9 protein-coding genes are annotated in these 13,173 nt (G+C 75.2%); 5 read left to right on the forward strand and 4 right to left on the reverse strand.

What is annotated here, in order from left to right:
• Positions 1-82: 82 nt before the first annotated feature.
• On the reverse strand, positions 83-2,392 hold the full coding sequence (locus tag ACF089_RS32020) for a glycosyl hydrolase family 18 protein (protein WP_392034382.1): 2,310 nt from the start codon (positions 2,390-2,392) through the stop codon (positions 83-85).
• Positions 2,393-2,641: 249 nt separating this feature from the next.
• Positions 2,642-3,373, reverse strand: a complete 732-nt coding sequence (locus ACF089_RS32025; RefSeq protein WP_392034385.1) for a TetR/AcrR family transcriptional regulator — start codon at positions 3,371-3,373, stop codon at positions 2,642-2,644.
• A 103-nt stretch (positions 3,374-3,476) separates the two neighbouring features.
• Here ACF089_RS32025 and ACF089_RS32030 point away from each other — a divergent pair, with 103 nt between their 5' ends.
• Positions 3,477-5,000, forward strand: coding sequence for an MFS transporter (locus ACF089_RS32030; RefSeq protein ID WP_392034388.1), 1,524 nt, complete (start codon positions 3,477-3,479; stop codon positions 4,998-5,000).
• On the forward strand, positions 4,990-5,520 hold the full coding sequence (locus ACF089_RS32035; RefSeq protein WP_392034391.1) for a DUF1877 family protein: 531 nt from the start codon (positions 4,990-4,992) through the stop codon (positions 5,518-5,520). Before ACF089_RS32030 ends, ACF089_RS32035 begins: the two co-directional genes overlap by 11 nt.
• A gap of 174 nt (positions 5,521-5,694) precedes the next feature.
• Here the strand turns inward: ACF089_RS32035 and ACF089_RS32040 are convergent, their stop codons facing one another.
• Both ACF089_RS32040 and ACF089_RS32045 read right to left on the reverse strand, forming a co-directional pair.
• Positions 5,695-5,985 (reverse strand): metal-sensitive transcriptional regulator, encoded by a 291-nt coding sequence (locus tag ACF089_RS32040; protein WP_392034394.1) that lies wholly within the window; start codon positions 5,983-5,985, stop codon positions 5,695-5,697.
• Between the two features lie 94 nt (positions 5,986-6,079).
• Positions 6,080-7,597: an FAD-binding protein gene (locus ACF089_RS32045; RefSeq protein WP_392034397.1), complete on the reverse strand. Its 1,518-nt coding sequence runs from the start codon at positions 7,595-7,597 to the stop codon at positions 6,080-6,082.
• Positions 7,598-7,812: 215 nt separating this feature from the next.
• Between ACF089_RS32045 and ACF089_RS32050 the strand changes: the two genes are divergently transcribed.
• From ACF089_RS32050 to ACF089_RS32060, 3 genes are read left to right on the forward strand one after another with little or no spacing between them, the layout of a single operon-like run.
• Positions 7,813-11,784 (forward strand): CHAT domain-containing protein, encoded by a 3,972-nt coding sequence (locus ACF089_RS32050; RefSeq protein WP_392034400.1) that lies wholly within the window; start codon positions 7,813-7,815, stop codon positions 11,782-11,784.
• On the forward strand, positions 11,781-12,467 hold the full coding sequence (locus tag ACF089_RS32055) for a hypothetical protein (protein WP_392034403.1): 687 nt from the start codon (positions 11,781-11,783) through the stop codon (positions 12,465-12,467). The genes ACF089_RS32050 and ACF089_RS32055 overlap by 4 nt, the downstream gene beginning before the upstream one ends.
• The gene (locus tag ACF089_RS32060; RefSeq protein WP_392034407.1) at positions 12,461-13,126 is read left to right on the forward strand and encodes an RES family NAD+ phosphorylase; all 666 of its coding nucleotides are present in this window, start codon (positions 12,461-12,463) and stop codon (positions 13,124-13,126) included. Before ACF089_RS32055 ends, ACF089_RS32060 begins: the two co-directional genes overlap by 7 nt.
• The last annotated feature ends 47 nt before the right edge of the window (positions 13,127-13,173 follow it).

Consider the following 13,173-nt stretch of genomic DNA (forward strand, 5'->3'; position numbering starts at 1 on the left):
GGGCGGAATATTCGCCGGTGGCGGTCGCCGGGTTTACGCGCCCGGCGACCGCCGATGGTGATCCGGGGCCTGTGGGCAGGCCCTACGGGAGGCCGGTGTGGAGCGCGTTCATCAGGGCGCCGTTCGGGGTGTCCCCGGACAGTTCCCAGATCATGGCTCCGAGCAGGCCCTTGGACTTGATCCAGGCGGACTTCTTCCCGATCGACCAGGCGTCGTCGAAGCTCCACCACTGTCCGTTCTCACCGGTGTAGCCGTAGGTGGAGACGGACTGTTCGTCGTGGTGGACGGTCATGTTCGGATAGCTGCTGATCATGTTCTGATAGCCGCGGATCCCCGCCTCCTCCGGGAACTGCCCGGTCGCCGCGCCGTTCGCGGTCTGCCACTCGCCGTTGACGCCCGCGCCGCCGCTCGCGACCTCCTTCCAGCCGCGTCCGTAGAAGGGGAAGCCGACGGTCAGCTTGCGCGGGTTCACCCCCGCGTCGAGGTAGGTCTGGACGGCCTTCTCGACGCTGAAGTCGAAGGGGTACGGGTCCTGGGCGTCCCGGTGCAGATTGGCCTGGTGCCCGGTGCGCCGGGGCTCCCAGGAGTTGTCGCTGCCCGAGCCGTGGAAGTCGTACCCCTGGACGTTGGCGAAGTCGAGATAGTCGAAGATCTTCGTCAGGTCCCAGCCGGCCTGGATCTTCGCCGGGTCGGCGGGGGTGAAGGCGGTCAGCAGCCGGTGCTCGCCGCCGAGCGCGTCGAGCTGCTTGCGGAACTCGGCGAGCAGCGCGGTCAGATTGTCCTTGTCGGCGGCCTTCCAGTGATTGCCCGGGTGGCCCTCGGCGCCCGGCCACTCCCAGTCGATGTCGATGCCGTCGAAGACCCCGGCGCCGGTGCCGGGGCCGCCCGCGCCGTTGTAGACGGGCAGATTGCCCTTGATCCAGATGTCGACGCAGGACCGCACGAACTTCTCCCGCGAGGCGGGGGTGGCCGCGGCGTCCGAGAAGAACTTGGAGAAGGTCCAGCCGCCGAGCGAGACCACGAACTTGAGGTGCGGGTGCTTGGCCTTCAGCTTCTTGATCTGGTTGAAGTTGCCGCGGAGCTTGCCCCAGCCGTCGTCGGCGACCCCGTCGACGGACTGGGCGGCCGAGATGGGCCGGGCGTAGTCCGCGTCGGCGTCGCCCGCGCCGGTGCCCTCGTCCGGGTCCTGGGGATTGCCGGACACGCCCTTGGTGACGCCCGCCTGGCAGGTGAGATTGACCGAGTCGATGTTCTCGAAGGCGTAGTTGACGACGTCCAGCTTGGCGGCCGAGCCGGAGGTGTCGATGTTCTTCACGAAGTACTGGCGTCCGTAGAGGCCCCACTGGATGAAGTAGCCGACCTTGTGGTGGTTGCCGGGTCCGGCGACGTCGTCGGTGGTGACGGCGAGGGCGTTGGAGGACGGGGAGGAGTTGTCGGCGGTGTCCCGGGCCTTCACGGTGAAGGTGTACGCGGTGGCCGGGGAGAGCCCGTCGACGACGGCGGCGGTCGTGGCGACCGTCTTGACGAGGACGCCGGACCGGTAGACGTCGTACGCGGCCACGGCGACGTTGTCGGTGGAGGCGTTCCAGGCCAGGGCGACGGTGGTGGCCGTTCTGGCGGTGGAGCGCAGACCGCCCGGGGCCGTCGGCGGTACGGGGTCGGTCGCCGGGTCCACGGTCCGCACGGTGAACGGCGGGCTCGCCGGCCCCGGGTTGCCCCGGGTGTCCTTGGCGCGGACGGTGAAGGTGTACTCGGTCGCGGGATTCAGCCCGGTCACCGTGGTGTTGGCGGTGGCGGTGCTGGTCAGCACGGCGCCGCCGCTGAGCACGTCGTAGGAGGCGACGGGGTGGTCGCCGGCCGCGGCCGCGTCCCAGGCGAGTGCGACCGTACGGGCCGTGACGGCGGTGGAGCGCGGGGTTCCGGGCGGGCCGGGCGGCTTGTCCGGGGTGCCGTCGCACTTGTCGCCGTTGACCGTGCAGCGGGTGGGCGGGGCGATCGGGCCGGAGGCCGTGAACCAGTAGCTCCAGGGCTCGGTGGAGCCGCCCGCGGGGACGGTCGCGTTGTAGTAGGCGTTCTTGACCGTCACCCGGCTGCCGTTGACGCTCGCCTCGCCGTGGTAGTGGCCGCTGAGGGTGACCCCGGCGGGGAGGTCGAACTCCAGGGTCCAGCCGTTGACGGGCGCGGTGCCGCTGTTGCGGATGGTGTAGGTGCCCTTCCACCAGGAGCCGTTGTCCTGGCTGGTGAAGGCGGCGGTGAGGGTGCCCGCCGCCTGGGCCGGGGAGGCCGCGAGCGCGGTGAGGCCCGCGAGCGGCAGCATCAGGACGGCGAGGAGGGCGGCGATCCGGTGGCGTCGGGGGAGTCGTGAGGGGTGTCTGTGTCGTCGGTTGAACATGGCGCTCCCTGAGGGGGTAGGGGCGGTGGCCGTGCTCAGTCCGTGCTCGGTCGTGCGTGGTGGTTCTGTGCCCGGGGCCGTGCTGCGGTCCCGTGGGCCCTGTCGGTGAGGGGTCATGTTTTTGCGTACATGACAACCTTTGAAGCTACTTGGTCTGGACCAGTGCGCAAGGGGGTGCGGGGCGTTTTCGCGGGCCGGGGTCCGCGGCCTCGCGGGGCCGGGGACCCCCGGCCCCGCGAGGCCCCGCGCTCAGCCGGCGGTGGCGTACCGGCCCAGGAACATGTCGACGCCGCCGATGAGCAGCCGCTCGGTCAGATCGTCGTCGATGGCCGCGCCGTAGTGGCCGAAGACCATGTGCGGGTGGACCAGCAGCGCGTACAGCTGGAGGGTCGCGACCTCCAGGTCCGGGATGTCCAGCAGGCCCCGCTCGGCCAGGGCGCGCAGCGCTCCCGCGACGGCGGGGTGGTGGCCGGTGGGGCTGTCGTCCTGCCAGGCCCGCCCCAGCTCGGGGAAGCGGTGCAGCTCGGCGGCGACCAGGGTGCGCAGGGCCGCGACCTCGCGGTCGTCGCGCACGGCGTGGACCCAGGCGCGGGCCGCGTCGAGGAAGGCGGCGCGCAGATCCTCGGCCTCGGCGAGCCGGGCCAGGGCCGCCGAGGGGCCGTCGCTCCCGCCGCCCTGGTGCGCCGGATCGTCCAGCGCGCCCGTGATCACGGCGGTGAACAGGGCTTCCTTGCTGCCGAAGTGGTTGTAGACGGTCACCTTCGAGACGCCCGCCGCGGCGGCGATCGCGTCCATCCCCACCCCGAAGCCCTCCCGCAGGAAGAGCGTGCGGGCGGCCGTGACGATGGCCCGCCGCTTGCGCTCGGCGCGCGGGCCGCTGGGTCCGGTGGGGATGCTGGGGTCGCTGGAGCTGCTGGGTCCGCTCGGGCTGTTCGGGCCGCCGGGCCGGTCGGCCGCGTGCGGTGCGGTGTCCGGGGTCATGGGACGAGCCTAACCGAGAACTGAACTGTACGGTTGAGTTCAACTGAACTGAACTGTACGGTTCAGATGAGACGGTCGCCCGACCGCGTCAGGAGGAATCGCCATGCCCTGCGCCCACGCCGGACACCACCCCGCCGAGGACCACGACCCCGGCCCGCCGGACCACGAGCCGCCCGGTCACTCCGCTCACCCCGACCGGTCGGCGGCGGCGGAGGCGGGCCACGGCGGGACGGCCTCCGCCGCCACCGACCCGCGCCGCTGGACCGCGCTCGCGCTCATCTGCGCGGCGCAGTTCATGCTGGTCCTCGATGTCACGGTGGTGAATGTCGCGCTGCCCGACATGGCCGCCGATCTCTCCCTCGGCCGGGCCGCGCTGACCTGGGTGGTCACCGCGTACGCCCTCGTCTTCGGCGGGCTGATGCTCCTCGGCGGCCGGCTCGCCGACGCGCTCGGGGCCCGCCGGACCCTGCTCGCCGGACTGGTGGTCTTCACCGCCGCCTCGCTGCTCACCGGACTCGCCCAGAACGCCCCCGCGCTGATCGCCGGCCGGGTCGCGCAGGGCGTCGGCGCGGCGCTGCTCTCGCCCGCCGCCCTCGCCATCGTCACCACGGCCTTCCACGGCGCGGAGCGCACCAAGGCGCTCGGCGTCTGGGCCGCGATCGGCGGCACCGGGTCGGCCGCCGGAGTGCTGCTGGGCGGCGCGCTCACCGCGGGCCCCGGCTGGCAGTGGGTCTTCTACATCAATGTGCCCGTCGGCCTCGCCCTGCTCGCCGCGATCCCCGCACTGGTCCCCGCCCGGGCCGCCGCGCCCGCGGTCCGGCTCGACGTGCCGGGCGCGCTGCTGGTCACGGCCGGCACCGGCGCGCTGATCTACGGCCTGGTCCGGGCCGGGGACAGCGGCTGGTCCGATCCGGCGACACTGCTCGCGCTGGGCGGGTCCGCCGCGCTGTACGGAGTGTTCGCGCTGGTGGAGAGGGCCTCCCGGGCCCCGCTGATGGATCTGCGGATGTTCACCCGCCGCCCGGTGCTCGCGGGGTCGTTCCTGATGCTGATCGCCACCGCCCTGCTGATCGCGCTCTTCTTCCTCGGCTCGGTCGATCTCCAGCACGCGCGCGGCCACGGCCCCATGGCGACCGGTCTGGTCTTCCTCCCGGTCGCGGTGGCGGTCGGCCTCGGCGCGCATCTCGGCTCACGGCTGCTCGGCCGGCTCGGCGGCCGGGCGGTCGCCTCGGCCGGACTCGCCGTCGCCGCCGCGGGCGGCGCGCCTCTCACGCTCCTCCCGGCCGGCTCACCGGTGTACGCCACGCTGCTGCCGGGGCTCTCCCTCACCGCCTTCGGCGTCGGCGCGGTCTTCGTCGCCGCGACCTCGACGGCGCTGGCGACGGTCGACCACCGGGAGGCCGGGCTCGCCTCCGGAGTCGTCAACACCTTCCACGAGGTGGGCGGTTCGGTCGGGGTGGCGGTGGTCTCCTCGGTGGCCGCCGCGGGCATCACCGTGGGCGAGGCGTCCGGATTCACCGCGGCGTACACCGTCCTCGCGGTCACCGCCGCGGTGGCCGCCGCCCTCTCCCTCGCCGTCGTCCCGGCCGGCCGGCCGCCGTCGACCGGCGGTCCGTATGTCCACTGAGCTGCTGATACGAGAGTTGTACGTGGCCGTCCTCGACGGCGTCGCGTCGAGCGGCCGGGTACGGGAACGGCTCCAGGTGACCGGTCTCGGACGGCACTTCGCGGTGGAGCCCGCCGACGCGTTCCGGCTCGCGGGGGCCGGGGCGGCGGCGGTGGAGGCGTACGCCGACGACGCCGAGGAGACCTGGGAGGAGCGCTGGGCCGTCGACACCGACAAGGCGTGGGACGCCCTGCACCGCGCGCTCGCCCCGGGCTCCGCCGCGCTCTCCCGCGCCGTCCTCGGCGGCCTCCCGCTCCCCGCCGGCCCCCGTCTCCTGGCCCGTCTGCTGCTCCCCGCCCAGGTCCCCGCCGTCGCCGCCGCCCTCGCCTCCCTCACCCCGACCCGGCTCCACCACGGCCTCCGCGCCCTCGACCGCCCCCTGGACCTCCCCTACGCCTGGGAACGCCTCTCGGCCCTCCGCGACTTCTACCTCCGCGCGTCGGGGGCGGGGCGCGGGGTGCTGTTCACGGTGGACGGATGAGGAGTCGACGCGTCCGCCGCCGCGCGGGGGTGCGCGTCCGGGCCCGCGGGCTCGGTACGCGGTCGGCGCGGCGGGTCGCCCCCGGGGGGCGGGGACCGTGTGCGGGTGCTCGCGACGCGCGTCGTACGGGGCGGGCCCGGGCGCTCTCGGTGGTCGGCGCCCGGGGCGGGGCGGTCAGGCCAGGGAGAGGAAGAGCTTCTCCAGGCGGGCGCGCATGCGTTCGGGGTCCTCGCCGGTGGTGTTGCGGCCGGTCTCGATGTCGGTCAGGCACTGCTGGAGGCCGGTGGCGATGATCGCGAAACCGGCCCGGTCCAGCGCGCGGGACGCGGCGGCCAGCTGGGTGATGACCTCCTCGCAGTCCCGGCCCTCCTCCAGCATCCGGATCACTCCGGAGATCTGGCCCTGCGCCCGGCGCAGCCGGTTCAGCACGGCCTTCAGCTCGGCGGCTGCGAGATCCAGCTCCACAACAGACTCCTTCGAACGTCCCCCGGGACCACACCGGACTCCCAAGGATGGCACCCGGCCGCCGCACCGCCGCCCCCTCGGCGGTCTCCCGGGCTCAGCCCGCCGGGACCGAGAGCGCGTGGCGGAAGACCCCGAGCGGGTCCCAGCGGGCCTTCGCCGCGCGCAGCCGGGCGGCGCCGTCCTTGAAGTACAGCTCCTCCCACCCCGTACCCGAGGTGTTCCAGACGGGGTCCCGCAGATCGGTGTCCGCGTAGTTGACGAAGGCCCCGTCGTCGGTCTCGCCGGGCGCCGGCACCCCGCCCGTCCCCGCGTACAGCTCCCGGTAGAACTCCCGGATCCAGGCGAGGTGCGCGGCCTCCGGACCGGTCCCGCGCCAGAGGGCGAGCGTGGTGAGCTTCATGACCGAGTCGCGCTGGGCGACCGCCGTCGCGCCCGGGGCCACCGCGTTGACCCGACCGCCGTAGGTGGTGAGGGAGAGACTCCCCGACACCCCGTCCTCCGTGCCGACGAGCCGGCGGTACGCGGTCTCGATCCGGTCCTCGCCGAGCCGCCGCCGGAGATAGCCCGACTTGATCTTCACCCGCCGGTCGCCCACCCCCTCGCCGGGCCCCCGCAGCGCCGCCGTCAGCCACGGCAGGGTGAGGCCGGTGACGTACGAGGGCCGGGGCGCGCCCTCGCACACCGCGTCCAGATGCTCCCGCAGCAGCCGCCCGGCGGGCCCCGGCGCGGCGGTGACCTGGCCGAGCATGGAGAACTCCGACGCGGCCCTGGGCCCGAGCACCAGCTCGTTGTAGAGCGCGGACTCCTCGGCGCCCGGCCCGGAGCGCCGTTCGCACCAGCGGCCGAAGTTGTCCACCAGCCGCCCGAAGGACCTCCGGTCCAGCTCCCGCCAGTCCCAGCCGGCCCGGAACGCGAGCGCCGTCGCCGGGGGCACGGGCAGCAGCTCCTCCGGCGGGGTGGCGGCCGTCGTCCCCGGCGAGCGGAACCAGTAGCGGGTGACCGCGCCGAAGGTCCCGCCCCCGCCGCCGGTGTGCGCCCACCACAGCTCCCGCGCCGGGTCGCCGGGCTCCCGGGTCGCGATCACGCTCCGGGCCCGGCCGGAGCCGTCCACCACCACGGTCTCCACCGCGTACAGATGGTCCGAGACCAGCCCGAAGAGCCTGCACAGCGGCCCGTGGCCGCCGCCCGGCACATGCCCGCCCGCGCCGACGTCGGGGCAGTAGCCGCCGGGCACGGTCACCCCCCACCCCAGATACAGCCGCCGGTACACCTCCCCGAGGGTGGCCCCGGCCTCCACCGCGAAGGCGTGGCGGACCGGGTCGTACGACACCTCCCGCATCCCGGACATGTCGATGACCGTCCGCACCTCGGGACGGTCCACGAAGTCCTCGAAGCAGTGCCCGCCGCTCCGCACCGCGAGCCGCCGCCCGGCGCGCACGGCCTCCTGGACGCAGCGCACCGTCTGCTCGGTCGACTCCACCAGCCGCACCTCGTCGGGCGTGCCGCGGAACCGGTTGGGCCCGCGTGCGACGAGATGCCCGTATCGCGGATCGTCCGGGGTGATCCGGGGCGGCTCCCGGCGCCGCGCGTCCGGCGGGAAGGGCGCGCCCATGTGCGGTCTCCTCACGTCGCGCTGCTCGGACCGACGGTAGGGGCCGGGCGGGCCGGGGCGGGGTCCAACACCCCGTACGAGAGCGCTTCTTCCGGTATCAGGGTGATTCGCGGATGTCTTCCGGGCGGATTCCGGCGGAGCCTCCGAACAGCCTCCGAACCGTCCGGGGGCGGCCGATGATGGAACGAGTGTCGCGCGCGTCGAAGGGGGAGCCCATGAGCCGGAGCGACGGGACCGAGGGCGGGGCCGAGGGCGGGATGGCGGACGGGACCGGGGGCGGGACCGGAGCCGGAGCCGGGACCGGGTCCGGTGTCGGTGTCGGGGCCGAGGAGGTGCGTGCCCGGGTCGGGGCGGCCGTGGTCGAGGCCGGGGCCTGGATCAGCCACGCCAAGCTCTTCGGCCGGGCGGCCTCGGGACTGGGCGTGACGCCCCCCGGCGAGGGTGACCGCGAGGGCGACCGCGAGCCGGGCACCGGGGCGGGCGCGGGGGCGGGCGTCGGCGCGGGCGTGTCCACGGGGATCGGCGTCGGACCGCCCGACCCGGCCGCCCGAGACCGGCTGATCGGCGAACTCCACGCCCTGGAGCGCGAGCTGGCCCCCCTCGCCGCCGACGACGACCCCGGGCTCGCCACGCTCCGGTCCCGGCTCGGCGGGCTCTACTCCCTGCGCTATGTCGCGGCCCCCACCGACGCCGACCGCGCCGAGGGCCTCCGGGCGCTGCGGGCCGCCCGGGGCTCCGGAGGGCTCGACCAGCGGGAGGAGATCTCCGCCGCCGTCCACACCATCGGACTGCTGACCCCGCCCGCGATGGTCGCCGGGCTGGACGGCACCCTGCCCCGGCTCCGCGAGCTGATCGACCTGGGCCGGCGGACGGACGAGGGCGACCCGGAACTCGACGCGGATCTGACGGAGCTGCGCGATCTGGTGGCCGGCTTCATCCCGAAGCTGCCCGAAGGCGCCTCCGGACAGCTCGCCCAGCTCGTCGAATGGCTCGACCTGCGGCCCCGCGCGGGACAGACCGTGGACCCGGAGCGATTCGCCCGGGCGGCCAAGGAGGTGATGTCCGGACTCCGGCCGGGCTCCGCGTACGAACGCCTCCTGGACGCCTGTCTGATGCTCGGCGGGTTCACCGGCGACTTCCGGCCGCCCGCCGAAGCCGAAGCGGGCGCGCGTGCGGGCGGGGCAGAGGGAGCGGACGCCGGGGAGCCCGACAGCGCGGAGGAGATCGAGGCCCGGATCACCCGTACCGTCCTCAATCTGGAGGTCTTCGCCCCCGGCACCATCCGCGCGGAGGACATGGCCGGCCTCATGGCCGAGTTCCGCGACCGCGCCGGGGACGACGAGGGCGACGCGGTCACGGCGGCCCTGGTCATGATGGCCCAGGGGCTGCGCACCGGTGAGCCCGGCGCTCTGGAGGACGCCGCCCGGCTGATCGGCGACGCCACCCGCGCCCCCCGGACCAAGGACTCCCCGTGGCTGGAGCGGATGGCCGGACTCGTCTCCCCGGGACTGCTCTCGGCCGCCGCCGTGACGGGCGGCAGCCTCACCGACCGCGACCAGCTGCGGGCCCGTCTCGACGCGCTCGTCGGCTCCGGCGCGAGCGGGATCGACTCCCTCCTCGCCGGGGTGAAGGCCCCGAGGGAACTCCTCAGCGTCAATCAGTGCCTGCACCTCCAGCTCCGCTGCGACCAGGCGTACCGCGAGGGCGAGGCCGGGCAGCTGGAAGAGCTGCTCGACGAACTCCTCGACCTCCAGGAGGAGATGGGGCCGGAGGCCGAGTGGCAGTTCCTCGTCTCCTTCCAGCTCGGGATGGTCCATCTCTATCTGACCCTGCTGGAGGGCGGCACCGGCGCGCTGCGCACCGCCTCCGCCTACTTCCGGCAGGCGCTGGAGCACCCCGCGATCCCGGCGCCGCTGCGGCCCGTGCTGGAGGCCGCCTGGGTGCCCACGGTGCTGCTCTCCTCCCTCTTCGAGCCCGACGCCGAGCGTCTGCTCGAAGCGGTGGCGCGGGCCCGGGCGAGCCTGGACGCCCCGGCGCTGATGATCGACCAGAAGGTCCGTACGCGCATGATCATCGCGGTCGCGCTCCAGAGCGTGCACCAGGCGACGGGCGACCGGGCCCACGAGAACGAGGCCGTCGCCGAACTGGAGCGCGCCCGGCGCGGCCTGACCGAGCACCACAGCCCCGAGGTCACCCACGAGCTGCTGTGGTCGCTGGCCCAGGCGTACGCCCGGCGCGGCGACCGGGCCCGGGACGACCAGCGGGCCTCCGTCGCGGCGGCGCAGGACTCCCTCCGGTTCCTCGCCGAGGAGGTGCTGCTCCAGCTCGGGGCCGAACACGGCCTGGAGGTGGCCAGGGCCGGCGCGAGCCGGGCGCTGCTCGCCGCCGACTGGGCCGCCCGCGACCGGCGCGCGGACAAGGCCGTCGAGGTGCTGGAGACCGGGCGGGCGCTGGTGCTGCGGGCCGCCGCCGTCTCGGCCGGGGTGTCGGAGCAGCTGGCGGCCCGGGGGGAGACGGAACTCGCAAAGGAGTGGGGCGGCGCGCTGCGCGAGCTGCCGTCGGCCGCCGCCGCGCCGAGGGTGGCCCCGGCGGCCGGTCTCGACGAGGTCCGCACCCTCGCCGACCAGCTGCTGCCGACCGGCGCCGACGGCACGTTCACGATCCCCAGCACCCTGCGCCGCCGCGCGCTCGGCGTGCTGCGGCGGCCCGAGGGCGGCCGGGACTCGCTGCGCGATCTGCTGGACGCGCCCGGCATCGCCGAACTGCGGGAAGGAGTACGCGCCTCGGGCGCGGACGCGCTGGTCCACCTCATGCCGGGACAGGGGGAGGCCGACGGGCTCGCGGTCCTGGTGCGGCCCGAGGGGGAGCCGGAGGTGCACTGGCTGCCGGGCCTCGGCGCGCTCGGGCGGAAGCCGCTGGAACGCTATCTGGACGCCGGCGCCCGCCGCTCGGACGTCCGCCGGGGGGACCGCGACGTCCGCGCCGAGGCGGACCGGGCCTGGGAATCGGCCCTGGAAGACCTCTGCGCGTGGGCGGGCCGCGCCGTCATGGGCCCGCTCCTCACCGCCCTGCGCGCGCCCGGAGCCGACCCGTACCCGCCCGGGGCCGACCCACGCGCCCTCGGAGCCCCTCCGCGCCCGCCCGGAGCCGCCCCTTCCGTCCCGTCGGGCGAGGCCGCGGGCCCCGGCGAACCGGGCGAGGCCACCGCCCCCGGCGCGGCCACGACCGCCGCCCCCGTACGGCTGGTCGTCGTCGCCTGCGGGAATCTGGGGGCCGTGCCGTGGCACGCCGCGCGGCTCGCCGAGCCGCCGCCGGGCGGGACCCGGACGTACAGCCACGCGTGCGAGCACGCCGTCGTCTCCTACGCCGCCTCGGGCGGCGAGTTCCTGCGCTCGGCCCGGCGCGGCCGGATGCCGGCGGGGCTGCGGCCCGTGCTGGTGGCCGACCCCACCGGGGAGCTGGACTGGGCCCAGGAGGAGGTCAGCGGGGTGCGCGACGCCTACTACCCGGGCGCGGCCGTCCACGGCTGGCACCCCGACGCCGCCGAGGACGCCCCGGGCACCCCCGACGACATCCTCGCCCGGCTCCCCGGCGGCAGCCCCACGGTGCCGCCCGCGTCCCTGCTCCACCTGGTCGTGCACGGTGTCGCCGGGCTGCGGCCCACCGACTCCGTCCTCCAGCTCGCGGACCCCGGCGGCGGGTTCGACGCCTCGGCCGAGGGGGCCACGCTCACCGTCACCCGGCTGATGGACGCCCCGGGCGCCCACCAGCCCGCCGAGGGACCGCTGATCGTGCTCAGCGCCTGCGAGACCGACCTCAGCAGCCGCGACCACGACGAGGCCCTCACCCCCACCACGGCGCTGCTCGCGCGGGGCGCCGCCGATGTCGTCGGATCGCGCTGGGAGGTCTCCGACAGCGCCTCCGCCGCCCTGATGGTCGTCTTCCACCACCATCTCGCCGTCCTGGGAACGGCCCCGCCGGACGCCCTGCGCGCCGCCCAGCTGTGGATGACCGACCCCGACCGCCGCCCGGTCCCCGGACTCCGCGGCGACCTGCTGACCGAGACCGACCGCAATCCGCGCGCCCTGGCCGCGCTCTCCTCCTGGGCCGGCTTCATCCACCAGGGCAACCCCGCACCCGTGTCCGCACCCGTACCCCGCCCCGGCGCCGAAGGAACGACCGTATGAGCACGAGCACCGACGAACTACTCGACCTGCTCCGCGACCACCAGCCCGTCATCCACGCCTCGCTGACCGCCGCTCAGTTCGCCCGCTACCGGGAGGCGCTCGGCGGACTGGGCGCCGCGGGCCACGACATCAGGGCGGTGCGCACCGCCCTGCGGGAGATCCGGCTCGTCCTGCGGGCCCTGCCCCCCGAGACCGAGCTGAGCGCGCGGCTGCGCCAGGTCCGCTCCCCGGGCCCGGCGGCCGTACTGCCCGACGCGGACCGGCTGGACTCGCTGATACGGCTCCTGGAGTCGGTCGACTGGCCCGCCCTGGACCCCGAGAGCGCCGAGATCGCCCGGGGCGTACGGGAACAGCTGCTCGCCGCCCCCGCGCGGGGCGGCGACCGGCTCACCCCGGAGGCGGCCGGCGATCCCTCGGGCGCGGGTCTGATCCGGCTGACCGACCGCGAAGGCCGCGACCGCTATCCGGAGTTCCAGTTCGACCCGGACACCGGGGAGCCCGTCCCCGTCGTCCAGCGGATCAACCGGCTCCTCCTCAGCGACCAGGACCCCTGGGGCGCGGCGGACTGGTGGCTCGGCGGCAACGAGTGGCTGAGCGGCGTCCCCGCCGCCCTGGTGGGGCGGGTGCCGGACGAGACGCTCACTCTCGCCGCCCGCGCGCTCATGGAGGAGGGCGCATGGTAGGCCAGCCCCCTCCCGAGCAGGCCAGGATGGCCCCCCGGCTCACGGTGCTGCCCGCGGGCGGCGAGCTGTGGAGATGCCACGGATCGGACTATCCGCCCGCCGAGTTCAACCCCTCGCTCGCCCCGTCCCACTTCGACGGCAGCCGCTTCGACGGCACCTTCGAGGACCCGTACCCGTTTCTGTACGCCTCCCCCGACCCGGCCACCACGCTCGCCGAGGTGCTGCTGCGGTCGGTGCGCTTCAGCGGGCCCTCGGGGCTGCGCCAGGTGCCGTGGGCGGTGGCCGCCGCCCGCACGCTGACCAGGCTGCGGGTGACGGAGGACCTCACGCTCGTACGGCTGGTGTCGGGGGAGGACCTCGCCGCCGTGTTCCAGGACTCCTGGCTGCTGGAGGGCGGCGAGAGCCGCTATCCGATGACCCGGTTCTGGGCGCACGAGATCCGGCGGCAGTGCCCGGAGGCGCAGGGGCTCCGCTGGCAGTCGCGGCGGAATCCCTCCCACCACGCGGTGGTGCTCTTCGGGGACCGCTGCGGGGCCGAGCCGCTGAAGGCGGTCCCCGGGCAGAGCCGCCCGCTGGGCACCTTCGAGGGCGCGGCCGAGGCCAACCGGCTGCTGGCGCCGCTGCGGGCGGTCGTCGTCCCGCCCGGCGTCCGGCTCTGAGCGCGGACCGGGCCGTACAGGGGGCGGCCCGGTCCGTTCGGTTCGCG

This window comes from Streptomyces sp. NPDC014894, from assembly GCF_043080985.1.
Classification (GTDB): domain Bacteria; phylum Actinomycetota; class Actinomycetes; order Streptomycetales; family Streptomycetaceae; genus Streptomyces.